Below are 24,639 nucleotides of genomic sequence, written 5' to 3' on the forward strand. Positions count from 1 at the left end.
TTACAATGTACACATATAGGAATACATAGAAAGGGTGATATATCATGAGTAAACATATCATATCGACCGACAAAGCCCCGGGAGCCATCGGACCATACAGCCAAGCTGTAGAAATCAACGGATTCGTATATACTTCAGGCCAGCTGGGATTGAATCCTGAAACAGGAGAATTCGGTGAAGGGGTCCAGGAACAAGCGAAGCTTTCGCTTAGCAATGTCAAGGCAATCCTTGAAGCTGCCGGGACAAGCCTGGATCAAGTGGTTAAAACCACGGTATTCCTGAAGGATATGAACGATTTCGCGGCGGTGAACGAAGTGTACGGCAGTTTCTTCTCCGAGCCGTATCCTGCGCGCAGTGCCGTGGAGGTTGCTCGTCTGCCGAAGGACGGATTGGTAGAGATCGAGGTTATAGCCGTTAAGAATTAAACGATATGAACGTACAAGGAGCTTTGCCTGCGTCGGCAAAGCTCCTTTTGCTTGTTCCAAATCCTTTCGATGAAAATTCTGAAGAACGAGCCGATGAATCCGGGCTTTAATACCGGGATCGTCTCCGATTGCGCGTGAAGAAGAGCCATATGGCAAATACAAACAAGATAATCGAGAGCACGAAGGCGGTCATTAAAATACTGTCGGTCTCCCGATGCTCGGCGGCGATGGCGATGTAAGCCCAGGTGAAGACCAGCGGTACGATGCCGTCCCGGTATCGCAGTCCGATCAGGATGGCGAGTAAAGCGCCTACGCAGAGCAGGGCGATACCCAAAGCGGATTCGCGCAGCCCGAAGAGGCTCCAGCCATTCTTTTGGAACACGATCCCGACATTGACGATAAAGGCAGGGCACACCCAGCCGATATATAGGCTGAACGGCAGCTTCAGGCAGAATCTCTCGCCGGGCGTCGGATAGTCTATCGCATGCGTGCGCACATATAGAACCCATAGGGTCAGCAGCAGCAATAACATCACAACGACAGACCATTCAATATACAAATAGTGCCATAGTACAAGCCAGGCCATATTGAATACGCAGCTGAGAATAAACCATGGACCGATGGATTTGACGGAATCCCGGTTTCCGGAGTCGCGGCGCAGCTGGTAGATGACAAAAAAGAGCAGCAGCACATAGATGACGGACCATATGGAAAAGGCATACCCTGCGGGAGTGATCGCCGTATAATACATATCCGATATCTCCCCGGTCGTTCTGCCGCCCAGCGGCAGCATGCCCGATAACACGTTCACGGTGATAACCCCGAGGAAAAACAGCAGGTTCCACCAGCGGTACGGGTTCGTGCGGTACATACAATCTCCTCCTGATATCAGTCTGGACTATATAGAATATACCCAAAAGAATGGATAACGAGCCAGCAGCCAAAAGAAAGGGGGTTATCGTTTCCTTAATTCATATGCTTCTTGCGATATTCGTTCGGCGTGAAACCCTCCATCTTCTTGAACACTTTGCTAAAATATTTCTCGTCCTGGTAACCGACCATCTCCGCGATCTGGGCAATCCGAATTTGGGGATTGAGCAGCAGCGTTTTGGCTTTCTCGATTCGAATCCGACCGAGGAAATCCGATAACGTCACGCCGAATTCCTGCTTGAATTTACGGGAGATGTACTCCCTGCTAAGAAAAAACTTGCCTGCGATCTGCTGCAGCGAAATCTCATCATGATAGTGCTGCTCCAAATATTGGGCTATGTCATGAATGATGTGACTGTCCTTCGAATGGATCTGGGTAAGGACCCGGGATGCCGCGTAAAGCCTTCCGCTGATCTGTTCGCGCCAGCGGTCCCAGCAAATCATGCCATCCTCGCTGTAAGGGAGCGCGGAGGGAAGGTCCTGCGAAATTTCAGCGTCCTCGACGGGCTCCTGCGTGCTTTTCACTTCATTTTCCGTCCAGTGATACTGGATCCAGTCCCATTCCGAATTCCACCTCATCAGATGCTCGGGAGAAACAAGATCCCTCTCGCGAACCTCTTGCAGCCACTCTGCCGTGGCCGCCTCGATGCGCTCCTTGCTCCCGCTGAGCGCGGCCAGCTTGAATTCCTCCTCGTAGGAGGAGAGCCGCAGGGTACGGGAGCCCTCGCTTTCGACGGCGCGCTCACGATGGATGTGGGACTTGCCAGTCAGTAAATTGCGGCTGCACAGGGCTTGGACTGCAGTCGAATAAGCCTTGGGCAGATCTTGGGGAAAAGCGCCTGCTTCGGCGGCGCCGAAATGGCTCCGCCTGCGAAGGGTGGAGAAGAACCCGTCATTGATTCGATCCAGCAGGTCGTTAAAGGGAAGACGTGGATTCCAACAGAGCAGGATGATTTCTCCGGGCTTGTCGATATGCCGGAAGGCTACTCCGCGATCCTTCAACAGCTCATTGCAAATGTTGATGAGGGTGAAGGACAGCAGATGCCGCCTATTGCGGAATTTGGACAGCAAAGCTTCGTCAAATTGATCGTCGCGGAGCACGGCAACGTTGCAAGCCATGCCGGTTTCGGGCAGCGTCATCCGGTTCCGCAATTGAGAGACGACGCTTTCCCGGCTGCCGTAACCGTTCACAAGATCCGAGAGCAGGCGGTCCATATAGAATGGGGTCATCTGATTCATTTCAATAGTCTGATTGGTCATATGCCGCCGTTTCTCTTCCTCAAGCCGCCAGGTTTCAACCGCTTTGGCCAGCGCCTCGTTCAAGCTGTCCGGATCCACGGGCTTGAGAATATAATCGATGCCTCCCGAACGGATGGTATGGCGCACATATTCAAAATCATCGTATCCGCTGATGACAAGCACTTTAATATCCGGTTTCGTGGCATGCAGCCAGGTCAGCAGCTCAAGTCCGTTTTTGCGGGGCATCCGCATGTCGGTCAGGACAATCTGCGGTTTCTTCTCCTCGATTAGCCTTACCGCTTCCTCGCCGTCGGCGGCCTGGTCGATCTCCGTTATGCCATGCCGTTCCCAGTCTGCCAGAAGCCCTATAGCTTCCCGAACGTGCTGTTCGTCATCTACGATCAATACTCTCATTCTAGTGTTCACTCTCCCGTGGTTTGATATCGAGCGTAACCTTGACGCCGTGGGGCTCTGCATTCTCTATGGTTAATTCAGCATGATTGTTGGAGTACAGGTTCAACCGCATGTATACGTTCAACAGCCCGATAGAATCTTCGCCGGCATCGTTTCGGTCAGGGTGATGAAAGGCCGTCTCAAGTTTGCCGCGGATCGAGGCGAGCTCCGCCTCCTCGATGGAAGCCCCGTTATTCTCAATGACAACGATCAAGCGGCCATCCTCCGCGATGCGGGTGGAGATGGAGATGCGGCCGACGCCGGCGTGCGTGTTCATGCCATGCTTGAAATAATTCTCAACGATCGGCTGCAGGATCATCTTCGGAACCGGGGTCGTGAGGCTTTCCGGATCCACATCCCAGATGATTTCCAGCTGATCGCGGAACCGCTGTTTCTGCAGCTCAAGGTACAGCCGCACATGGTTGATCTCATCCTGAAGCGTCACTTTGCCCTCGCTGTTGCGCATATTGTAGCGCATCATATTCGCCAGCGAAGAGAGCAGGGAATAGATCCTCGGCACGTTGTGCTGCAGGGCCAAGGTGCCGATGGACTGGAGCGTATTGTATAGAAAATGCGGATCGATCTGGGCCTGTAGCGCCTTCAGCTGGTTGGTTTTATTGGTGATTTCCAGCCGGTACTCGCGCAGGATCAGGTTGTTGATGGTATCCATCATCGTTCGGAAGCGTCGGGACAGAATTCCGATCTCATCCGGGCTTGTCACGTCAATATTCACGTCGAGCCGCCCGGTTTTCACCTGATTCATATAGGTTGTGAGCTGTTTAATGGGTTTTGTGATTCGAATCGATATCCATAATGTGCCGAATATAACAATGAATAGCGCTAAAATCGCAATAATCGCGTTAATGCTCGTTAATTCCGTCGAATGTTTGTACAGCGTTTGGTGCGGAATTTGCTTGACGAGCGTCCAGGGTGCGTAAGGCAAATCGAGCTTCTCATAGACAATCATCGCATCCTCGCCGTCATAATATCCTCTTTCCGCTTGAGCGATGACGTCCATAAGCTCAGGATCGTCCAGTGCTTGACCTCTCTGCTGCGGATCCGGACCGTATATGATGCTGCCGCTGCTATCAATCAAGTATAGCGCCTCTTCCCCTTTAGCATACAACTGATCGCATATGGCCAAGATACTGTCGAGTTTCACGTCAATGGCCATGAGGGCATATTGGTCCGGCGCAGGCACGTTGGTGATGGATCGGTAGAAAGTGATCACCTCAAAATCCAGGATGTCCGCGGGCCGCGGAGGGAACCCGTAACTATGCACCTGATGGACGGGCTCGATGGCTGTATTGCCTTCGCCGAACTCTTCTATTTTGCGGTACGGAGCCTGCCGGAATTCCCTTCTTGGCAGATTGCTGGATATCTGGGTGGATTGTCCCGTCAATTGATTGTGCAGATAAATCTGATGAACGTCCTGCGTGCCCGTTTGGATGGCCTGCAAGGTTGCATACAGCTCGGCTACGACCCGGTGGTTATCGGGATCCAGGGCAAGGTTGCGCAAAAAATGGGGATCCGAATAAACGGACAGCGACGCGCGGTCGATGCCGCGCAGATAGTTCATCAGATTGGTCGCTCCTTGATAGATCAGCCGCACATTTTCGTTCACCGTCTGCTCCTTCACGGACTCCCGCGTATGCGTAAACGTGATGATTAACGAGAGCAGGAGCGGGATGGTTGTGACGGCGAGCATGAACGTGATCAGCCGGGTCTGGATGCTGCGATATTTCATGAAGGATCACCTCGGAATTATCGAATGGGCATAAGCGCGCATGGTCAATATTTTACACCTAACGGTTCATGATTCTCCGTGTTTATTGTTTACAGGTTACCGCATAATAGCTGTACATCATACAACAACTTAACGAAAAGGGGAGATCAAGGGATGAATCGAAAAAAATCTTCGGCGCTGCTGCAGCAGTTTCTTTTCGTGGGGCCCTCCACCATATTTTTCATCCTCATCATGATCATTCCGTTCCTCCTGGGTCTTTATTATTCCTTCACGAACTGGAATGGCGTGTCAAGCAAAATCGATTTTGTCGGCTTTGATAATTTTGTTACCATCTTTACCAACGATGATAAATTCCGGGATGCTTTCTGGTTTACGACCCGGTTTACGGTGCTTGGCGTCATCCTTACGAATCTTCTAGGATTTATTCTGGCGTACTTTCTGACGAAGCCTTTGAAGACACGAAACGTGCTGCGGACGATCTTCTTCATGCCAAACGTCATCGGCGGCCTGCTGCTCGGTTTCATCTGGCAGTTTATCTTTGTCAAAGGGTTTGCGGCGATCGGCAATGCCACGAACCTCGGATTCTTTAACCTGCCTTGGCTCGGCACAAAGGGAACTGCCTTTTGGGCAATTGTAATCGTTTTCGTATGGCAGACGGCGGGGTACCTGATGGTCATCTATATCTCCTCGCTTAACAATGTGCCAAAGGATATTCTGGAGGCTGCCGAAATTGACGGGGCGAGCAGAGGACAGGTACTGCGGTCCATTATCATCCCGCTTGTGATGCCGGCGGTTACGGTTTGTTTGTTCCTGGCGATCTCCTGGTCATTCAAAATGTTCGACCTGAACCTATCCCTGACCAAAGGCGGTCCGTTCGGCTCGACCGAGTCGGTGGCCATGAATATTTACAACGAGGCCTATACGAATAACCGTCTCGGACTCGGAACGGCGAAGGCGGTCATATTCTTCATCGTGGTTGCCATCATAACAAGCCTGCAAGTCCGATTCACGAAGAGCAAGGAGGTTGAAGCCTAATGGAGACCACAAGAAAATACCGGCTGAACACCATGGCCACCGAGATCATCATGGTCATCGTGGCATTGCTCTTCCTAGTCCCGTTCTACTTCCTGTTCGTGAACTCCGTCAAAACCTTCGGCGAGCTGTTAACCGATTCGGCGGGGCTTCCGACCACGTTCGAATGGAGCAACTATTCACGGGCGTGGGACATCACGAACTTCCCGCAGGCGTTCTGGAATTCGCTGGTCGTTACGGTGGCGAGCAACCTGCTGCTGGCGATGTTAAGCGCCATGACCGCTTACCAGATGGTTCGCCGCAACACGCGTTTTAACCAGATCATGTTTGCGCTGTTTGTGGCGGCGATGGTCATTCCGTTCCAATCGATCATGATTCCGCTCGTGAAAGTGACGGCAACGCTCGGCATTAACAACAGCTTGTACGGACTGATTATCTGTTACCTGGGCTTCGGGGTTCCGCTGAGCGTATTCCTGTTCCATGGCTTCGTGAAATCGATCCCGATGGAGATCGAGGAAGCCGCGACCGTGGATGGCTCCAGCGGGTACGGCGTATTCTTCCGGGTGGTTTTCCCGCTGATGAAGCCGATGTTCGTGACGGTGATCATCCTGAACACCTTGTGGATATGGAATGACTACCTGCTGCCATCCCTGATTCTGCAGTCTGCCGAGCTTCGGACGATTCCAATTGCTACTTTTGCCTTTTTTGGGCAGTATACCAAGCAGTGGGATTTGGCCCTCCCGGCGCTGGTGCTGGGGATCATGCCGGTCATTCTGTTCTTCCTGGCCATGCAGAAGTACATCATTGAGGGAATTACGCAAGGAGCGGTGAAGGGATAACCGCCAAACGGTCAATTCCTTCCCCCTCAAAGATCAATATAATACCTGATTTAACGAAAATAGGTTGATTATACTGAAAAAGTAAACGCTATCAACGAATGCTGGACACGATGTTATAGAAAAAAAGGGAGGTTTTACAATGAAGAAATACGGTAAGCTGCTCCTGGTCATGGTTTTGGCTTTCTCCACGCTGCTTGCAGCCTGCGGCGGCAACAATGAGGACGGCCAAGGTGCTGAAGGCGGTGCCGAGGGCGGAACGAAAACGATTAAGATTTTTCAATTTAAAGTCGAAATCGCCGAGGCTTTGAACAAACTGAAGGCCGAGTACGAAAAAGAGCATCCCGGCATCAAGCTGGATATTCAAACGGTTGGCGGCGGCTCCGATTACGGTGCGGCGCTGAAGGCGAAATTCGCTTCCGGCGATGAGCCCGACATTTTCAACGTCGGCGGATACCGCGATCTGGAGACATGGTTTGAGAATGTCGAGGATCTCTCGGACCAGCCATGGGTGAAGGACGTTGTTGACGTTGCCAAAGTACCGATGACAAAAGACGGTAAACTGTACGGACAACCGATGACCATCGAAGGTTACGGATTCATTTATAACAAAGACTTGTTTGAGCAAGCGGGAATCACCGAACTCCCTAAGACGCTCACGGAGCTTGAGGAAGCTGCCAAAAAGCTGCAAGCGGCTGGGATTACGCCATTCGTGAACGGATACCAGGAAACCTGGATTTTGGCCAACCACTTGCTGAACATTCCGTTCGCCCATCAGGAAGATCCCGATGCATTCGTCAAAGGAATGAATGAAGGCACGGAGAAGCTGGTTGGCAACGCGAAGTTCGATGAATGGATGAGACTGTTCGACCTCACCGTCCAATACGGCCAGAAGAACCCGCTGACGACGGATTACAACACGGAAATCACGACCTTTGCCAGCGGTGAAGCGGCCATGACCCAGAACGGGAATTGGACGCAGGTGCAGATCGACGGGATCAACCCGGACCTGAACATCGGCCTTCTGCCGATGCCGATCAATGACAACGCCGAAGAGAACGACAAGCTTCCGGTCGGCGTGCCGAACAACTGGGTCGTGAACAACAAATCGAAGGTGAAGGACGAAGCCAAGGAATTCCTGAACTGGCTCGTCACTTCCGAGACCGGTAAACGCTACATTACGGAAGAGTTCAAATTCATCCCGGCACTGACCAGCATCGAGGCGAACAGCGAGACGCTTGGCGATCTGGGGAACGATGTCATGAAGTACAGCCAAGAGAACAAAGCGCTCAGCTGGGAATTCAACAAATTCCCGGACGGCGGCATGAATGAATTCGGCAGCCAGATGCAGGGTTATGTGGCTGGCAACGTGGACAAAACCCAATTGTTCGAAGGCATTCAGAAATCATGGGACAGCTTAAAGGCGAAGTAATCGCGAGGTCGGCACGAGTGCCATCCGAATGATTATGGACGTCAAAAAAGACGGTGCAGGACGAACCTGCACCGTCTTTTTGTTGTGGAGGCTAATAATTATTGCGAATCAGCAGGTAAATAATAAGACCTACCACAGGGAAGAACAATAAACCCAGCACAACAAGAATCGCGAACTCGGGACTGCGCCCTTTCCGCCGGGCATCGTTATAACCCCATACGCAGACGGCAATGTGAAGAAGAAAGAAGAACAATCCCAGCAATAAAGCCGCAATCCCGAAAATACCAAAGCCTATAAAACTCATAAATGCAAGACCTCCCGAACTCTTAATGTATGATCTACATACGCCGGATCAGCGGAAGGGTCGCATAAAAAATGCACGCTTCGAAAATTTGGGCGGCAAGAATCAACGGGAGACTGCATAAGAACAAGGATTTTTCATTACTCTATATAATAGAAGAATTCGCTATGCAATACATAGATCATAACGAAATAGTAAATACATGGTATGATAAAGGTTGACGTTATTTTGGCGATGGCCATAATCCGTATCGTTTTGAAATTAGGTTGCTATCGTATAAGATAGTAATAATATCTATAAAGCAGGAAAAGACGGGAGACAACGATGAATCAACCGCTCTATGGCGTATGGTTAGGTGACGTATTCTTTTGTTTTTCCGGTGAGGTTTCGGAGCCCCGAGTGGATGCATGGAGCAGAGTGGTCCGAACCTTTCGCAAACCGGATGGAACCCGTCCCTTCGCTAACGCTTCCCTCCGGCTTGCCGAGCTCAGATATCCGGCCAAAGTCCTCGGATCGAAAAGCGCGCGGCGTCCGGAACGGAAGACGCTTGGCGGACGGACGATGGAAGGGCTTGCGCTGACACCGGGAGACGCATTCTCCATGCTGGTTTCGCTGGATCCCGAGCATACCCAAGCTCAGGGTTTGGCCGTCGGCGAAGAAATGGAATATTGGGTGCAAGCGAGCAGATTCGCATTGGAGCTGTTATTGCAGGGGAGGTTTGCACCAGGGACGGCGGAGGTGCCTTCCGCCGGAAGGCGCAAAACGTCGATGCACACGATAAAAGCGGTATGGAAACCGCAGCTGAATACCGAGGATACGGCCCGTTTTCTGCAGCTGGCGGCGAATATTCCTCCTATTGCCATCGGGACGCCTGCAGCGCTTGCCGGAACCGATCCTTCCACGCGGGAGGAAGCGGGGGCGATCGTGCTGTATTCTTTCCTGTGCGGCGTGATCGACAGTCAAGCCAGGGCTGCCGTTCGCGAATCGGAGGACAAGCTGAGGGCCTATCTGGCGAACTACCGGAGGGGACAATCCCCGCTTACCGAGCTGTGGTGGAACAGTCTGTTGACGGTCAGTCGGGATATTCCCATTCAAGGAACGGCGGAGGAAGTGGGCGAGCTGGAGGAAGCCGTAGAACGGGTCGGGGGGACCGTGTTCCCTTACGCCGGCGGGGAGGATCAGCCTCCTGAGAACGGAACCCTTGCTCTTGGGCTGCGGCTCGAACCGCCGCTGGAAGAGAGCCGGAAGGACTGGAAGGTAACCTTCTGGGCACGAAGCCAGGAGGATGAAGGCTTATTGATGCCGGTCCGGAGCGTATGGGGAAGTCCGGAATCCGATCAGCTGCTGCGCGGACGGATGTATGCTGGGGCCCAGCTGCAGCTGCTCATGAGGCTGGGAGAAGCCGCGGTGCTGGCTCCCGAGCTGGCGGAAGGCTTGTACGGGCGCGCTCCGGAGAGCGTCACCCTGCCGCTGGAGCGGTTGTCGACGTTCATGAAGGAATCGGTTCCGAGATTAACGGCGAGCGGCGTTACGGTTCAAATGCCGTCCCGCTGGAGCAGGGAAGGACGCCGCCGCGTCGGCTTATCCCTCAAAATGATGCCGGATGCAAGATCGTCAGGCGAAGCACAGTCGACGCCGGTGCTCGGAATGGAGCATCTGGTCAGCTTCCAAATATCCGCCGCGATGGGCGGCCATACCCTGACGCGAGAGGAATTGAAATTTTTGGCCGAACAGAATCTGCCTTACGTCCAGTTCCGCGGGGAATGGGTTGAGGTGGATTTGAAGGAGATCAATCAGGTGCTGCGCTTCATGAAACGCCATGAGAAGGGCGAGATGGAGCTTGCCGAATGGATGCACCTGAGCGCCGAAATGGATGGAGAACGCTTGTGGAAGGGGCTCTTCATCGAAGAAGTGGAGACAACGGGCCTGCTGTCCTCCCTGCTGGACGGGGAAACGGTGCGCAAGCTTCCGTCCCGCCCGATCCCTTCCTCGCTTCACGGAGAGTTGAGGCCGTATCAGGAGCGGGGATATCAGTGGCTAAGCGTGATGCGCGATTTGGGTTTTGGCGTTTGCCTTGCCGACGATATGGGGCTTGGAAAAACGGTGCAGGTCATCACTTGCCTGCTGGAGCGCCTCAATACCGAAGCCGCGGGAGACCCGGTGCTGATCATTTGCCCGACCTCGCTTCTGGGTAACTGGCAGCGGGAGATTCAGCGATTTGCGCCGGATCTGACCTTGCATGTGCACCACGGCGTCCGCCGTCTGCGCGGAGACGATTTCCTGCAGGAGGCTGCCGATCATGATATCGTGCTGACGACGTATCACTTGGCCGGAAGAGACGGCGGGGACTTATCCGCGATCCAGTGGTCGAGCGTGGTGCTCGATGAAGCCCAGTATATTAAAAATTATCGTACGAAGCAGGCGCAGAGCGTCATGAAATTATCCGCGCCGCACCGCATTGCGATGACGGGGACGCCGGTGGAGAACCGTCTGGCGGAGCTGTGGTCGATCTTCCATTTTCTCAATCCGGGATATCTCGGATCGTTTAACAGCTTCCGTCAGCGCTATGCGCCGGGCGAAGGGCAGCAGGAGAGATTCCGGGAGCTTCACAAGCTGGTTTCTCCATTCATGCTGCGCAGACTCAAGAGCGATCCGGACATCCGCAAGGATCTGCCGGAGAAGCTGGAACTGAAATCGTATTGTCCGCTCACCGAGGTTCAAGGCGCGATGTATCAAGCCGTCGTCGACGAGATGATGGGACAGATCGAGAGCCGGACGGGCATGGCGCGCAAGGGGCTTGTGCTTTCATCCCTCACCAAGCTGAAGCAGATATGCGATCATCCGCAGCTGCTTCGACGCGACGATGGACGCGCTGTACGTCCCGAGTCCTCCGGCAAGATGGAGCGCATGCTCGAAATTCTGGACAGCATCGCGGACGTGGGAGAATCGGCGCTGATCTTTACCCAGTATGTGGGCATGGGCGAGCTGTTGGTGAGCATGCTTGGACGTAAATACGGAAAACAGCCGTATTTCCTTCATGGAGGGGTGCAAAAACGCGAACGGGATGAGATGGTACGGGCGTTCCAGGCAGGCGAGGGGACGGAGTTCTTTGTCCTGTCGTTGAAAGCCGGTGGCGTAGGCCTGAATTTGACCCGTGCGAACCATGTGCTCCACTATGACCGATGGTGGAACCCGGCGGTCGAGAATCAGGCGACGGACCGCGTATTCCGGATCGGGCAGAACCGCAACGTTCAGGTGCACAAGCTGATTTCCCAAGGAACGCTGGAGGAGAGGATCGACGAGCTGATCGAACAGAAGAAGGCGTTGTCCGAGCAGGTGGTCGGGTCGGGCGAAACCTGGCTGACGGAGATGTCGGACGGCGAGCTCCGCCAGCTGATCGAGCTTCAGGAGCAGGATTGGATGTAACCGAAAATGCCGGTCCGCGGATGGCATCATGCCTACCAGGCGGACCGGTAAGCGAATGGAATGTAAGGAGGTGCAGGCTATGGAAACTGCGGGATTAGCCGAAGGGCTCAGACTCGAGATCGAACCGGGATGGTTGAAGGGAAAAGCGGATGGAGACATCGAATCTTCGGAGACTTATGAGGTCAGCGTTCAGGTGGAGAAACTGGATCCTGCCGCCCGCGAGGCGGTTCTGGCTTATCTGGAGGAAGACCCGCAGGCGCTGTACCGCCTGCTTGCAGGTCAGGACGCCCCTTGGCTGGATGAACTGGCGCCATCCCCCCTGCGGGGCGGAGAGCTTGCCGCCGAAGCGCGCTGCACATGCGGCCGAGCGGCTTGCGGGCATGCCGCAGCCTTGCTGGCTGCCGCAGCCCGGCGCCTAGCGGCAGAGCCGCTCCAGCAGCTGACGCTGCTGGGGCTGCCGCGGGAAGCGCTGCTGGCCGGTGTCTTCGACGCCTGGGCCAAAGCAGCCCCGCTGCCGGCAGGCGGCTCTGCCGCGGAGTCGGCCGCCCGCGCGAAGGAGAAGGGACCGTCCGGTCCTTCTCCGGGCGAATGGGTGGCCGAAGCGGCGGCCGAGGGCCGCTTGCACCGGCCCGGCCCGCAGCTTAGCGAGCTGGCGGTGCAGCTGTCGCCGCCGCCTCCGGCGGATCAGCTCGGCCCGGCGGGCGACTGGACAGGCTTGCTGCCGGGCGTTCGCGGCGCGTCCAAAGCGCTTGCCCTGATCGCTCGCGGGGCGGCCAAGCAAGCGGACCAGAAGCGCCGCAGCTTGGAGCCGCCTTCGCCATAGCTTGGACATCCATTGCAGAATGGTATGGAATTCGATAAGAGCGGCGCCGTAAATCGAGGCAAGCTGCCGAATACCTGACGTAAACGGTGTAAATCCGTCATGATTCGTCAGCGGCTCGTTTGTCCTGTTTATTCCGAATAAGGTACAATGGGGGCAGGACAAACTGTGGGAAAGGAAGTAGCAGAGATGAATGCATTTTCGGGAAGAGGAATCCGGTTTACAAGCGTAATGCTGTCATCCCTGCTGTTAGCAGGGGCCATTCTGGCGGGATGCCAATCCGACGATGCCGGCTCCGGCAAGGAACAGGGGCAGGAATTGCAGTCGCCGGCCGAGGGCCAGGAAGGCAGCACGCTTCCTGAAGGCGGATCGGAGAATGGGGAAACGGGGGCTGAGAATCAGCCGGCGGATCCGGTCATGGCAAAGCGCAGCGAGAATGCACTCCAGGCCACCATCCAGGAGAGCGGCGGCAAGCAGGTCGTGACCAATGCGGAGGCCGTGACGGTAGTCGTGAACAAGCAGCGGAGTTTGCCGGACGGCTATGAACCGAGTGATCTTGTGGAGCCGGCCGTTCCGTTTTCTTTTGACGAGCCGCACGAGAAACGGCACCTGAGACAAGAAGCGGCGGATGCGCTCGAGGAATTGTTCGATGCGGCCAAAGCGGACGGCATCGAGCTTCGGGCCGTATCGGGATACCGTTCTTATGCCCGTCAAAAAACCATATATGAGAACAATGTTCGTACCAAGGGGGAAGCCGAGGCTAACCGCGTAAGCGCTGTGCCGGGTACGAGCGAGCATCAAACCGGCCTGACCATCGACGTATCCAGCCCTAGCGCGGGCAATGCGCTGGAGGAAACGTTCGGCCATACGGAGGAAGGGCAGTGGCTGGCGAGCCGCGCGCCGGAATTCGGCTTTATCATTCGTTATCCGGAAGGGGCCGAGGATATTACCGGCTATGTATACGAGCCTTGGCATATCCGTTACGTAGGAAAGGATTTGGCACCGGATATCGCCGACAGCGGCCTGACGCTGGAGGAGTATTTCGACGAAGCGAACATTAAACTGTAAGCTGTGCTAATAGTCGTAGGATAAACGGGACTTTTTATCCTTGTACCGCGGCTTGCGAATCTATAAAGTAGAACAGGACCTGTGCAAGACCGGGCGATGTTCTAGTTATACAAAGGAATCCCGGAGCGGCTCGCTCCGGGATTCCTTTATTTTTGGACTGAAGCATTCGGATTACTTATTCAGTGGCGAGTCTTCATAACCGGGATCATCGTAGCCGGTATCGTTCAGCTTGCCGATGATGTTCATATCCTCGATGGTTTTGCGGGTGCGTTCATCCCCATGTTCGTGGAGAAAGGTGTAAAGATTAATCGTCCGTTCATCGTATTCCTCGGCGGCATCGTCATGATCTGCCGATTTATATGGGACGAACGTCCGTTTAAATGCATACCGGTCGCTGCTGCTGACCTCATGGAGCAGCCCCCTCAGCTTCGAGACCTCTTCATCATCCATATATACGACATATTCGTTCGTATCGTTCGGTACATCCTGGATCAGGTTGTGATTGACTGAAACATAATACGTCTTTTTATCGTTTGTCATGATAAATCCCTCCAGACTTCGGCAGCTCAAGGCTGCACGGAATAGGATACGGGGTTTAAACCGGCCGCCGCCCCTTGCTATGCATTTTTCTAATCATATACACGTTCGGGGGCCGGATGAATCAGAAGCGAAGCTGGAAGGGGCTTCCTTTTTCACATGGGGCAAGGAATTTGGTATGATAGAATCACCATGACGGCAGTATACTGGACGATGAGGATCATATCATGACACATGAGCAAATCTGCGAACTGCAAAGAAACATGGGGCAGCCGGTTTATGGCTGGCTATAAATCGTTTATAACCTTGATGAAGAGATATGACAATGTGCCGGCGTACCGCCGGTGAATCGGGATATGAGAAAGAGGAGGATTCATAAATGAAGATTTTACAGAAACTCAAGGATGGAGCTAACCGCGCAACGGAAAAGGCGCAGCACGTGGTCGAAGTGAATAAGCTCAACAGCCAAATTTCCGAAATCGAACAGCAGAAGAACTCGTATTACTTGCAGATGGGTAAAGTATTCTATGAGGGCTACCGTCAGCAGGATATGACGATTGCGGAAAAGGAGATGGTCGAGCTCGCGCAAACCTGCGATGGATTGCAGGAGAAAATCGAAGCGATACGGAACCGCATCGCGGTGCTCAAGAATGAACGGGTCTGCGAATGCGGACGCGTGGTCGCGCTGGACGCGAATTTCTGCCCGTATTGCGGAAACAAGCTTGCCAATTTGATTGACCCTGAGGAGTCAGCGCCGGAAGAGTCGCGGGAGCCCGAGCGCAAGAGCATGTTCGATAAACGCGAATATGCGGCGGCTGAAGAAATCCAGGAGGAACAGGACGATGTCCAGACCTATGATTATCGTCCGAATCCGGATCCCTACGAGCCCGACCTCTATGATCCTGAGCCGGAACGCCAGCGCGAGGAGATCATCGAGCGATCGTCTGAACCGGAGGTTGATCCTGAACGGCTGCGCCTCGAGCAGGAGGAGCAGGAGAGGGAACGCCGCCATTGGGAAGAGCTTGAGCGCGAGCGGGAGAGACAGCTGGAGCTGGACCGCCGCATTCGTTTCTGGCAGGAAAATAATCAAAGTCAAGACTACGTCGGAGACGATGAAGCGACCCGCGACATGGTGAAGTGCCAAATTTGCAGCGTCGACCTGCCGAAAGGCTCGAAATGGTGTCCGCGCTGCGGAGCTGAACAGATTTAAGAGATAGGGATTCGGACGATCATGCCCTTGCGCGATGAATAAAGGACAGTGTGAATGATAGAGCAAGCGTTCGAGCATCTATGGGAGGACTAATATTATGGAACAATTGCTGCATCATTTGCGCAATTTGGGATTTACGGAAATTGAGTCGAAGATTATGGTGGACCTTGCCGAGCATGGGCCTGCAGGCGGGTATGAGGTAGCTAAACGTTTGGGCGCTTCGCGTTCCAACGTCTATGCGGCCATGCAGCGTCTGGAGCGGCAGGGAGCGCTTGAGCGAATGGACGGGGAACCTGTCCGTTACCGCTCGCTGAAGCCGGAGGAATTGACGCGGATGATATCCGGGCGCGTGGAGGCATCCCTCGCTTTTGTGGAGAAGAGCCTGCCGCGGAGCAGCGGCACGGCCGCTCCCTTCCTTAGCATGGAGGGGGATCAGGCGGTGCTTGATGTGCTTGTACGGGAACTGAAGCGGGCGAAACGGGAGATCGTCGTTGACGTCTGGCGCGAGGAGGCGTCGCTGCTCCGTGAGCCGCTGGCGGAAGCGGAGGCCAGAGGGGTAAAGGTGCTGTGGGCTTGCGACGGTCCGGATCAGGGACTCTCAAGAACTTTGGCGTGGCCCGGGTGGAGCGACCTTGCGAATCGCAGGGCCGGCGGCCGGAAGTTCTCGTTTGTCGTCGATCGGCAATGGTGCATCTTAGGGATGCGCGGCGGGGACTATGATACGGGAGCGGTCATCACGGAGCATCCGGTCATGGCAGAGCTGCTCTTGCATCATTTTACCCAGGAGATGGTATTGTTCCAGTTGGAACAGGATATGGGCGAGCAGCTGGAAGCGCGTTACGGAGAACACTTTGGCCTGATTCAAAGCGAGTATCTTAATGCGGAGCCGGAGGCTGAAGAGCAGGAAGACCAGGAAGACCAGGAAGACCTGGAAGACCTGGCTGCGTCATCGATAACCAGCCCGCTGGCGGGGCGTGAAGGCGATCCCGAAGAAGAAGTGAACGGGGACTCCAATCGCAATACGGCCTAGGGGCACGTTGTAGATCAATACCTTTCTGGAAGTGACTTTTGTCACAGTTAAGCATCATGTTTCATCGTAGAATGGAATAGACATAATGATTAGGAACGCCGGGATTCATCTTGGCGTTTATTTGCTTAAGACCGGCAACAGGCTTGAATGAAGGCCGAGATGGCAGGAGAACATGAATGAGACGGGTGTGAACCGATAACATAACAACCAAGAAGGGAGATGGATGAGCATGGAATGCATCGTTCATTTTACAGTCGGACATAAAGAAGGCCCCAAGAAGCTGCGGGGATTGATTTTTGTTGATAAGGGAGAAACTCCTACAGGTGAGCAGCTGCTCGATATGTTTCATGAAATGGAGTACCGGGTGGTGCCTGACCCGCATGATGAACTTCTCTTTAAACCGGAGAACGGCGCGGAAAGTTATACGTATATACGCGTGAATGAATTGGATATGGGGCAGGAGCGATATACGGAAGACCGTAATTTGAAGGCGCTGCTGAACGAGCTGCTGCCGAAACAACGCACGGGTTTGTAACGGCTTCTTGATGCTATTTAGAACCATGCGAAGATCATAAGCCCTCCGCCTTCCGCCAACGTCCGCTGGGATTTGTAAAATCCGCTTGCTATAATGGATGTACGGAAGGGGATGGCGATGTTTATTATTGCAGGAATCGTGGCGCTTTTGATATACGGCTTGCTGGTTTATTATATTGGCCGAAGCGTATGGAGCTGGTTGAGGCCGGGACCGTCCATGGCGCTCAAATGGGTATACATAGTCGTGCTGACCGTGGTATCGACATCGTTTATATCAGGACGGTTTTTCGGTAATCCAACCGTGCTGAATATTATAGGATCGTATTGGATGACTATTTTTTATGTGCTGATTATCCTTCTCCCGTTGATGCACATCGTGTTATGGCTGCTGAGGATGACGGCATTGCGAAGAGATGGACTGGAGAAGGCGGCGGTATCCGTCGTGCTGGTGCTGATGGTGATCGCGATCGGTTTCGGCTCCTTTAACGCTTATAGTCCAACCGTACGTGCTTACGATATTCAGGTGGACAAGGATGCGGGTACCATGGAGAAGCTGAATATCGTCATGGCGTCCGATATGCATTTCGGCGTCCTGTCTGGCAAGGCGCACGCTGAGCGCATGGTGAAGGAGATCAACGGCTTGAAGCCGGATCTGGTGCTGTTTCCAGGCGATATTATTGATGATGATCTGGATGCTTATTTAAGCCAGGGGATGGATCGGATTTTGACAGATATCCAGGCGACCTATGGCGTATATGCTTCGCTTGGCAATCATGACCGATTCGAAGGGGAGATTACGGAGCTGATATCGGCTCTCGAGGACAGCGGCATGACCGTGCTGTATGACGAGAAACTGACGGTGGAGGGCTTGACGCTGGTAGGCAGGCGGGATAAGCAGGATCAGGACCGCGCCGATTTGTCCGCGATCATGGAGGGGGCCGATTTATCCAAGCCGGTCTTTCTGCTCGATCATCAGCCGAATGCGCTGGACGAAGCACAGCAGCAGGGCGTTGATCTGATCGTGTCGGGGCATACGCACCGCGGCCAGGTATTCCCGGCGCATTTGATTACGAGGGCCATATTCGAGAACGATTGGGGATATCTGCAAAAAGGCCGGATGCACTCCATCGTGTCCTCGGGCTACGGCTTCTGGGGACCGCCGATTCGGCTGGGCTCCCGTTCCGAGATCGTGCAGATCCACGTTACGTTTCAATAGATGAAATTGTCGGAGAAAGCTACCGTTGAGGTGGCTTTTTTTTTTGATGTCAGATATATTGGGAAAATTATGTATCCAGATAGGACCGGATTATTGTATGATTTTTGCTAGAAATATCACTTAGGAATAGGGGGGAAGGGTTTGGTTTCGATTAGGTTTAGAAAGATGGGCATGATCGCATTAGCCGCTGTACTTGCGGGGAGTGTATTTGGGGGAGCAAGCGACGCCATGGCAGCATCAATTGCGCCTCTTCCGAGCAAAGAGAGGCTCGTCGCCGGCAACGGATTACCTTTAGGTCAATCGACTACGATTGCAGGGGGGCCGGGGCATGCAGCCGGTCTATCCTCGTCACTGGCTTCGGAAGGATTGCGACAACCGGGCAGTGTGGCTTGGCTGCCTGACGGCTCCGTTATCGTATCCGATACGGAGAACCATGTGATTCGCAAAATAAAAGACGGGAAGAGCAGCATTCTCGCAGGTGCCTCCTTGTCCTACAAGCGGGACGGCGGGGGACTTCCGATCGGCGGGCTCCTGGATGGCCAGGGCGAGCTTGCGTTTTTGAACCGGCCGTCCGGGATTGCCGTTGACGGAAAAGGTCAGGTGTACATAGCCGATTCAGGCAATCATGCGATTCGTAAAATCGATCAAGCGGGCAGGGTAACCACCATAGCGGGCAACGGACGGATGGGGCTGAAGGACGGGAAGGCTCAAGATGCCTTGTTCCACGAGCCGCAGGACGTTGCGGTTACCGAGGACGGCATTCTGTTTGTGGCGGATACCCTAAACCACGTCATTAGGCGGATCTCTCCGGATGGGGAAGTAACGACGATTGGCAGCCCGTCGACGCGTGCTGTCCAGGTTCGCGCCGGAGTCATCGCTTTGGCAGGGGACTACAAGAACGGATCGCTTGCTGAAGCGCAATTTAACGAGCCGGCAGGTCTTGCGTTTGACGGTAAAGGCAATTTGTATGTCAGCGATTCGGGCAACCACGCGATCCGCTATATCGATTTCGGGAAAGGGACCGTTTCGACGGCCGCCGGCAGCGGTCCGTCATCCGATGGCTACGCCAAGGACGCGTTATACGCAGATCCTGGCTATCTGGACGGAGCTGCGGATGCAGCCCGCTTCAACTCGCCTCGGGGATTGGCATGGAGCGCGGAGGATGGACTTCTCATTGCAGATTCCCATAATCATGCCGTGCGTCAACTGAAAGACGAACGCGTATCCACCATGGCCGGCGGAACCAGAGGTTACGCGGATGGAATTGAAAGCGAGGTCCGATTCAACGCGCCGGCGGATATTGCCGTCGCTTCGGATAGTGGGGAACTGTTCATCGCGGACCAACGCAATGGGGCCGTCCGGGCATGGTCCGGCTATAAGACGCCCGATGCCTGGCAACCAGGCCAAGGGATCGCCGCAGCTTACGGAGATCAGGCGGCCCAACTGGGCGACTTGGCCGTTGTGAAAGAGGGCCAGATCGTGGTGCCTGTCAGAACGTTAGGCACGCTGCTCGGAACCCGTATGAGTTACGATGCCAAGAATAAGGAAATGACATTAACCCTTGGCGAGGATGTTATCACGCTGCAAGCCGGAGATCCCTATATGACCCGGGATCAGGCGGGCAAAGAAGTTTCCCGAGCGGCGACGGAAGTTGAGCCGTATATCGCCAACGGCCAGATGATGGCTCCGCTGCGAGCGGTGGCCGAACTGATGGGCAAGGATGTCCAATGGAACGAAAGCGGCAAGCTGGTTATCATCCGGGACTTGGCTGAACGGGAAACGAAGCCGGGGAATGTTAGCTTCAGCACTTCGAAATTTACGCCGCGACGCATGCAGATCGTGGAAATCACCGGTTCGGCCAAGATCCGTTACGGCGGGTATGCGCAGGTGGATGCCTACAAGGGGATGATGCTGGGCGAAGACGATGAAATTGTTACCGGCTCCGGCACGGGAGGCGCCAAGCTTCGGATCCTGGATACGGAAGATGTCATCACGTTAGGCAACGACACGACGTTGGTGGCCGAGCAGCTTCGCAAGATTGGCATCTCCAACGTAACTCGGCTGAATCTGGAGGCTGGGCAGGCTTATTATGATGTTACCGACCTGGCCCGGTCGACGGATCGATTCGACGTGCGGACCGGTTATGCGGACAATAGCGTACAAGGCACGCATTTTATAATCACCGTCAATCCCTTAACAGGAATGACAAACGTAGTGACGGCTAGCGGGAAAGTCAGCTCTTCGCTGGTGCCGGCAGGCACAGAAGGTTCCTTGCTGCCATCCGGCCCGGTCATGATTAGTCCCGCGCAACAAATATCGCTAGGCGGTTCACAGGAGGAACGCCCCCCTGTACAATTCATCGATATTGAGGATTTGATTGGGAACGCTACGCCGGGAATCATTGCTCAGATAATTAAGAATAAGAACGACATCGACCGGGAGAACGAGGAATTTCTCGAGAAGACGCGGCAAGAACTACAGTCCGGACAAAGCGGAACCGGCACTCAGGACTTGATTATGAAATCGCCGGACGATTTGGCAAAAGTCGCGAATAATTTGAATAACCTCATCGGAAATATCGCGAAAGAGGCGCTTGATAAGAAAAAAGCCAGCCAAGAAGAATTAGATAAACTGATTAAAGAAGCAAACCCGGATTCGGGGAAGATATTTGATCTTGGCCAAGTGAAAGATTTGGATAAACAAGCAGGCCTCGACCCCGCTCTGGAGCAGGCGCGCTTGGAAGCACTGAAGCGCAAGCAGGAAGAGGTACAGAAGAAGCAAGATCAGCAGCAGAATCAGTTGGATCAGCTGCAGGAGAAACTCGGCGATATGCTGGCAAAGATCGAGCAGCAGAAGAAGCAGCAGGAGGAAGCGAACAGGAAAGCACAGGAGGAAATGAAAAAGAAGGCCGAAGAGCAGCTTCTTCAATCCTTAAGCGCAGAGGAGAAGGCACGCTTTCTCCAGGGCAAGAAAGAGGCGGAGCAGGAGAAAGGCGCTCGGCTGCCGACGCCGGTTAGTCCTGGCGGCGGCTCGGGATCAGGAGGCAGCGTATCGCCGCCTGTAACCGGTCCGCCTGTGACCGAGCCCCCAGTGACTGAGCCTCCGGTAACGGAACCTCCTACGACGGAGCCGCCTGTGACCGACCCTTTCGTGAAGGTTATATATAGCGATGATATGAGCAGTGAACTGTCGGCCCGCCCAGACAATTATTTTGGATCCATTCATTTCGAGACGAAAGGCTATGCCGATGACATGGAAGTTCAAGTCAGGGTGACGCTGACAAGGGATGGAAGTCCGGTCGTGGGTCTGCCTGTCCGTCATGGCGAGCAGACGGTGGAATCCAACGCAGAGGGAAGCTTTACGCTGCAGTCTGTTGATGGTAACGGCTTTAAGTTAAGCGAGGTCGCTTCGCCGGATATTCCGCTGGAGTTCTACGCCGATCTGCTGGAGCCGGGCAGCTATACGGAGAAGATTGAGCTGCTTGAGATCAAGGAAGGACAATTGACTGTGCTTGGAGAAGGCGTCCGTTCCATCCAGGTCAGTCCCTTCTCGCAGTTCGAATTCATTGGCGAAGGGCCGTTTCCGGCAGCCCTTGATATGTATTGGGGGTTTTCTTCCAAAGCGTACGGACTGAGCGAGGATACCCGGGTTGGCTACGAATTGACGATTCTCGATGACCATGGTCAGCCGGTAAGTCTGGGCGTACTCGGATTCCGGATGAAGCCGCATGAGCCGGGAACGGTTCCGACGGAGGGGTATGAGATCGCAACTCCGGATCGTGAAGGGGTATACCGAGTGAATGCAGGTTTAACGGCTGGGGATATGGATCTGGGAGGGAATGGGAGCGATATCCTGTTCCGCTGGCAGCAAGCTCATGTCGGGACTTATACGCTCCGTATCCAGCTGGTTGATATAAACAGCGATATGTCGGTGCCCATCGGTGAGCCCCTGGAATGGATAATCGAAGTGACACCTACAAGTTGATGCAAGGGAAGGCTGTCCCATTAATCGTATGGGGCAGCCTTTTTTTTCTTTAATTGACCAGTAGTTTATTATTTCCGTAAATTTTCACTTTATTTTTTCATAGGGAATGCGTTATACTTCATTCATTCGGAAATATAACATTTATACGTAAGCATTCTAAGGAATTCGGATATCATACATTTTCTCGTATAGGTGCAGGAATCGGCCTGCATGTCTCTACCCGATCACCGGAAATGATTGGACTACGGGTTATAGCAGCAGCGGACAAGCCAGGTCAATTCCGTTTGATCGGACGGCTAACGGTGCGTTTTTGCTGCTTATGCCCACTTGTTTCTTTCCCGGCGATTCGGTGAAGGGAGGAAGTGGGCTTTTTTGCTTGGAATGCGGACAACAAATTTAAGGGGGAGCATCATGCAATTACTGCAGAACAAAGTGAAAGAGGAAGGCATTGTATTAAGCGGACAGGTACTGAAGGTGGATTCGTTCCTGAATCACCAGATGGATCCGGTATTGATGAAAGAGGTGGGAAAGGAATTTACGCGATTGTTCAAGGAAGCGAACGTGACTCGCGTATTGACCATCGAATCCTCCGGCATCGCACCGGGCATCATGACCGCGCTTGAGATGGAAGTGCCTCTCATCTTTGCACGGAAGCAGAAATCGCTGACGCTCCGTGAGGATATATTCGTGGAGAAGGTGTACTCCTTCACGAAGCAGGAGACCAACGAAATTACGGTCGCTAAGAAATTCATCAAGCCGGGCGATAAAGTACTGATCGTGGATGACTTCCTTGCCAACGGCGAGGCGGCATTCGGGCTTGCCCGAATCGTCGAGCAGGCGGGTGCCGAAGTGGTGGGCATCGGGATCGTCATTGAAAAGGCGTTTCAACCGGGAGGACGCCTGCTGGCCGAAGCGGGCTACCGGGTAGAATCGCTCGTACGGATTGCATCACTTGAAGACGGCGTTGTGACATTCGCATAGAACGAAAGCTAACAAATTAACGGGGGGAATCAAAAAGCCATGGAACAACAGAATCAAGCGGTGCAAGAACCGATTTTCGATAAAAATCGGAGTCCGGGCAAAACCTTTTCGCTGGGTTTGCAGCATGTATTGGCAATGTACGCAGGGGCAATCATCGTACCGCTTATCGTTGGCGGGCAGCTCGGTTTAACGACGGAGCAGCTGACGTATCTCATCGCCATCGACCTGCTGGCATGCGGGGTCGCTACTTTGCTGCAGGTATTCGGGAACAAGTACTTCGGTATCGGCCTTCCGGTCATGCTCGGCTGCGCGTTCCAAGCCGTAGGTCCGATGATCATTATCGGACAGCAGCATGGCATGTCGGCTATTTATGGAGCGATTATCGCTTCCGGTTTATTTGTCATTCTGTTCTCCGGTTTATTCGGTAAGCTGATTAAGGTATTCCCGCCTGTCGTTACAGGCTCTGTTGTTACGATTATCGGTCTGACGCTGATCCCCGTAGCCTTGAACGACCTTGGGGGCGGCCAAGGCAGCGAGGATTTTGGCAGCGCACTGAACATTTCCCTTGGCTTCGGCGTTCTTGCCTTCATTATTATCATGAACCGTTTTGCCAAAGGCTTCTTGCGTTCGATCTCCGTTCTTTTGGGTCTCATTCTCGGCACCCTGGTTGCCGCGTTATACGGCGGGGTCGATCTCACCCCATTGCGCGAAGCCGGCTGGTTCCGCGCGCCGCAGCCTTTCTTTTTTGGCACGCCGGAGTTTAAAATCGTTCCGATCATGACGATGATTCTGGTAGCGATCGTCAGCGTTGCCGAATCGACGGGCGTATTTATGGCCCTTGGCAAAATCGTGGATCGCGATATCACCTCCAAGGACTTGTCCCGAGGTTACCGCGCGGAGGGTCTTGCGATTGTGGTAGGCGGTATTTTCAACTCGTTCCCGTATACCACGTACTCCCAAAACGTTGGCTTGATTCAGATGAGCCGCGTGAAGACGCGCGACGTCATCGTAGTGGCAGGCGGTTTGCTTGTATTGATCGGATTCGTGCCGAAGATTGCCGCCATGACGCAGCTTGTGCCGACGTCGGTTCTGGGCGGGGCGATGGTTGCCCTGTTCGGCATGGTGGTGTCTTCCGGCATTCGGATGTTAGGGGATCAAGTAGACCTTAACCGTCATGAGAATCTGTTCATTATCGCGTGTTCCGTCGGCATGGGTCTTGGCGTCACAACCGTGCCGGGCCTGTTCGCCAGCCTGCCCGACAACCTGCGCATTCTTGCCGATAACGGCATCGTGGCCGGCAGCTTGACCGCGATTGTGCTGAATCTGATCTTTAACGGCTTGAAATATACGAAGCCGACCCGCACTGAGCGAGGCGAGACGACAGAAGGGCACGCAGCTTAAGATGATCTTCGAAAGCAGCCGGATCCGTTCCGGCTGC

The 24,639-nt window shown here is 54.0% G+C and carries 19 protein-coding genes and 1 riboswitch; of the genes, 14 read left to right on the forward strand and 5 right to left on the reverse strand.

The window, feature by feature from the left end; genetic code table 11:
- Positions 1 to 44: 44 nt before the first annotated feature.
- The gene (locus P0X86_RS03365) at positions 45 to 425 is read left to right on the forward strand and encodes a RidA family protein (protein WP_009593048.1); all 381 of its coding nucleotides are present in this window, start codon (positions 45 to 47) and stop codon (positions 423 to 425) included.
- A gap of 106 nt (positions 426 to 531) precedes the next feature.
- On the opposite strand, the gene P0X86_RS03370 is transcribed toward P0X86_RS03365, so the two are convergent.
- From P0X86_RS03370 to P0X86_RS03380, 3 genes are all read right to left on the reverse strand, one after another.
- Complete coding sequence (locus tag P0X86_RS03370; protein WP_192569806.1) at positions 532 to 1,296, reverse strand: tryptophan-rich sensory protein; 765 nt, start codon at positions 1,294 to 1,296, stop codon at positions 532 to 534.
- 95 nt (positions 1,297 to 1,391) lie between these two features.
- A complete protein-coding gene (locus P0X86_RS03375; protein ID WP_192569805.1) occupies positions 1,392 to 3,008 on the reverse strand; it encodes a response regulator in 1,617 nt (538 codons plus the stop codon).
- A 1-nt stretch (position 3,009) separates the two neighbouring features.
- A complete protein-coding gene (locus tag P0X86_RS03380) occupies positions 3,010 to 4,794 on the reverse strand; it encodes a sensor histidine kinase (RefSeq protein ID WP_277747782.1) in 1,785 nt (594 codons plus the stop codon).
- Between the two features lie 153 nt (positions 4,795 to 4,947).
- Here P0X86_RS03380 and P0X86_RS03385 point away from each other — a divergent pair, with 153 nt between their 5' ends.
- The 3 genes from P0X86_RS03385 to P0X86_RS03395 all read left to right on the forward strand — a co-directional run bounded on the left by P0X86_RS03385 (position 4,948) and on the right by P0X86_RS03395 (position 8,094).
- The gene (locus tag P0X86_RS03385; RefSeq protein ID WP_009593034.1) at positions 4,948 to 5,829 is read left to right on the forward strand and encodes a carbohydrate ABC transporter permease; all 882 of its coding nucleotides are present in this window, start codon (positions 4,948 to 4,950) and stop codon (positions 5,827 to 5,829) included.
- Positions 5,829 to 6,665: a carbohydrate ABC transporter permease gene (locus tag P0X86_RS03390; protein ID WP_012818896.1), complete on the forward strand. Its 837-nt coding sequence runs from the start codon at positions 5,829 to 5,831 to the stop codon at positions 6,663 to 6,665. The genes P0X86_RS03385 and P0X86_RS03390 overlap by 1 nt, the downstream gene beginning before the upstream one ends.
- Before the next feature lie 139 nt (positions 6,666 to 6,804).
- Positions 6,805 to 8,094, forward strand: a complete 1,290-nt coding sequence (locus P0X86_RS03395) for an ABC transporter substrate-binding protein (protein WP_145039895.1) — start codon at positions 6,805 to 6,807, stop codon at positions 8,092 to 8,094.
- Positions 8,095 to 8,185: 91 nt separating this feature from the next.
- Here the strand turns inward: P0X86_RS03395 and P0X86_RS03400 are convergent, their stop codons facing one another.
- On the reverse strand, positions 8,186 to 8,398 hold the full coding sequence (locus P0X86_RS03400) for a PLDc N-terminal domain-containing protein (RefSeq protein WP_096777103.1): 213 nt from the start codon (positions 8,396 to 8,398) through the stop codon (positions 8,186 to 8,188).
- 321 nt (positions 8,399 to 8,719) lie between these two features.
- Here P0X86_RS03400 and P0X86_RS03405 point away from each other — a divergent pair, with 321 nt between their 5' ends.
- The 3 genes from P0X86_RS03405 (at position 8,720) to P0X86_RS03415 (ending at position 13,709) form a co-directional block, all read left to right on the forward strand.
- Entirely contained in the window at positions 8,720 to 11,821 is a 3,102-nt protein-coding gene (locus P0X86_RS03405) for a DEAD/DEAH box helicase (protein ID WP_277747783.1), read from the forward strand.
- 79 nt (positions 11,822 to 11,900) lie between these two features.
- Positions 11,901 to 12,644 (forward strand): hypothetical protein, encoded by a 744-nt coding sequence (locus P0X86_RS03410; protein WP_277747784.1) that lies wholly within the window; start codon positions 11,901 to 11,903, stop codon positions 12,642 to 12,644.
- 186 nt (positions 12,645 to 12,830) lie between these two features.
- On the forward strand, positions 12,831 to 13,709 hold the full coding sequence (locus tag P0X86_RS03415) for a M15 family metallopeptidase (RefSeq protein ID WP_096777100.1): 879 nt from the start codon (positions 12,831 to 12,833) through the stop codon (positions 13,707 to 13,709).
- 171 nt (positions 13,710 to 13,880) lie between these two features.
- Here the strand turns inward: P0X86_RS03415 and P0X86_RS03420 are convergent, their stop codons facing one another.
- Positions 13,881 to 14,249 (reverse strand): hypothetical protein, encoded by a 369-nt coding sequence (locus tag P0X86_RS03420; protein WP_012818902.1) that lies wholly within the window; start codon positions 14,247 to 14,249, stop codon positions 13,881 to 13,883.
- 376 nt (positions 14,250 to 14,625) lie between these two features.
- On the opposite strand from P0X86_RS03420, the gene P0X86_RS03425 reads away from it, so the two are divergent.
- The 7 genes from P0X86_RS03425 to P0X86_RS03455 all read left to right on the forward strand — a co-directional run bounded on the left by P0X86_RS03425 (position 14,626) and on the right by P0X86_RS03455 (position 24,602).
- The gene (locus P0X86_RS03425; protein ID WP_277747785.1) at positions 14,626 to 15,456 is read left to right on the forward strand and encodes a zinc ribbon domain-containing protein; all 831 of its coding nucleotides are present in this window, start codon (positions 14,626 to 14,628) and stop codon (positions 15,454 to 15,456) included.
- Between the two features lie 97 nt (positions 15,457 to 15,553).
- The gene (locus P0X86_RS03430; protein ID WP_277747786.1) at positions 15,554 to 16,486 is read left to right on the forward strand and encodes a TrmB family transcriptional regulator; all 933 of its coding nucleotides are present in this window, start codon (positions 15,554 to 15,556) and stop codon (positions 16,484 to 16,486) included.
- A gap of 223 nt (positions 16,487 to 16,709) precedes the next feature.
- A complete protein-coding gene (locus tag P0X86_RS03435) occupies positions 16,710 to 17,021 on the forward strand; it encodes a hypothetical protein (RefSeq protein WP_009593441.1) in 312 nt (103 codons plus the stop codon).
- Positions 17,022 to 17,138: 117 nt separating this feature from the next.
- Positions 17,139 to 18,236 (forward strand): metallophosphoesterase, encoded by a 1,098-nt coding sequence (locus P0X86_RS03440; protein ID WP_277747787.1) that lies wholly within the window; start codon positions 17,139 to 17,141, stop codon positions 18,234 to 18,236.
- A 228-nt stretch (positions 18,237 to 18,464) separates the two neighbouring features.
- Entirely contained in the window at positions 18,465 to 22,220 is a 3,756-nt protein-coding gene (locus P0X86_RS03445) for a stalk domain-containing protein (protein ID WP_277747788.1), read from the forward strand.
- 164 nt (positions 22,221 to 22,384) lie between these two features.
- A riboswitch (purine riboswitch) is annotated at positions 22,385 to 22,485 on the forward strand.
- A 146-nt stretch (positions 22,486 to 22,631) separates the two neighbouring features.
- Positions 22,632 to 23,201, forward strand: a complete 570-nt coding sequence (locus P0X86_RS03450; protein ID WP_009593434.1) for a xanthine phosphoribosyltransferase — start codon at positions 22,632 to 22,634, stop codon at positions 23,199 to 23,201.
- Between the two features lie 39 nt (positions 23,202 to 23,240).
- Positions 23,241 to 24,602, forward strand: coding sequence for a nucleobase:cation symporter-2 family protein (locus P0X86_RS03455; RefSeq protein WP_277747789.1), 1,362 nt, complete (start codon positions 23,241 to 23,243; stop codon positions 24,600 to 24,602).
- Positions 24,603 to 24,639: the final 37 nt, after the last annotated feature.

Origin of the sequence: Paenibacillus sp. BR1-192 (assembly GCF_029542445.1) — a bacterium.
Classification (GTDB): Bacteria; Bacillota; Bacilli; order Paenibacillales; family Paenibacillaceae; genus Paenibacillus_AQ; species Paenibacillus_AQ lautus_A.

Excerpts from the sequence above, each read along its gene's own strand:
- P0X86_RS03365 (WP_009593048.1), top strand. The coding sequence starts at position 45 with ATGAGTAAACATATCATATCGACCGACAAAGCCCCGGGAGCCATCGGA.
- P0X86_RS03370 (WP_192569806.1), bottom strand. The coding sequence starts at position 1,296 with ATGTACCGCACGAACCCGTACCGCTGGTGGAACCTGCTGTTTTTCCTC.
- P0X86_RS03375 (WP_192569805.1), bottom strand. The coding sequence starts at position 3,008 with ATGAGAGTATTGATCGTAGATGACGAACAGCACGTTCGGGAAGCTATA.
- P0X86_RS03380 (WP_277747782.1), bottom strand. The coding sequence starts at position 4,794 with ATGAAATATCGCAGCATCCAGACCCGGCTGATCACGTTCATGCTCGCC.
- P0X86_RS03385 (WP_009593034.1), top strand. The coding sequence starts at position 4,948 with ATGAATCGAAAAAAATCTTCGGCGCTGCTGCAGCAGTTTCTTTTCGTG.
- P0X86_RS03390 (WP_012818896.1), top strand. The coding sequence starts at position 5,829 with ATGGAGACCACAAGAAAATACCGGCTGAACACCATGGCCACCGAGATC.
- P0X86_RS03395 (WP_145039895.1), top strand. The coding sequence starts at position 6,805 with ATGAAGAAATACGGTAAGCTGCTCCTGGTCATGGTTTTGGCTTTCTCC.
- P0X86_RS03400 (WP_096777103.1), bottom strand. The coding sequence starts at position 8,398 with ATGAGTTTTATAGGCTTTGGTATTTTCGGGATTGCGGCTTTATTGCTG.
- P0X86_RS03405 (WP_277747783.1), top strand. The coding sequence starts at position 8,720 with ATGAATCAACCGCTCTATGGCGTATGGTTAGGTGACGTATTCTTTTGT.
- P0X86_RS03410 (WP_277747784.1), top strand. The coding sequence starts at position 11,901 with ATGGAAACTGCGGGATTAGCCGAAGGGCTCAGACTCGAGATCGAACCG.
- P0X86_RS03415 (WP_096777100.1), top strand. The coding sequence starts at position 12,831 with ATGAATGCATTTTCGGGAAGAGGAATCCGGTTTACAAGCGTAATGCTG.
- P0X86_RS03420 (WP_012818902.1), bottom strand. The coding sequence starts at position 14,249 with ATGACAAACGATAAAAAGACGTATTATGTTTCAGTCAATCACAACCTG.
- P0X86_RS03425 (WP_277747785.1), top strand. The coding sequence starts at position 14,626 with ATGAAGATTTTACAGAAACTCAAGGATGGAGCTAACCGCGCAACGGAA.
- P0X86_RS03430 (WP_277747786.1), top strand. The coding sequence starts at position 15,554 with ATGGAACAATTGCTGCATCATTTGCGCAATTTGGGATTTACGGAAATT.
- P0X86_RS03435 (WP_009593441.1), top strand. The coding sequence starts at position 16,710 with ATGAGCATGGAATGCATCGTTCATTTTACAGTCGGACATAAAGAAGGC.
- P0X86_RS03440 (WP_277747787.1), top strand. The coding sequence starts at position 17,139 with ATGTTTATTATTGCAGGAATCGTGGCGCTTTTGATATACGGCTTGCTG.
- P0X86_RS03445 (WP_277747788.1), top strand. The coding sequence starts at position 18,465 with ATGGCAGCATCAATTGCGCCTCTTCCGAGCAAAGAGAGGCTCGTCGCC.
- P0X86_RS03450 (WP_009593434.1), top strand. The coding sequence starts at position 22,632 with ATGCAATTACTGCAGAACAAAGTGAAAGAGGAAGGCATTGTATTAAGC.
- P0X86_RS03455 (WP_277747789.1), top strand. The coding sequence starts at position 23,241 with ATGGAACAACAGAATCAAGCGGTGCAAGAACCGATTTTCGATAAAAAT.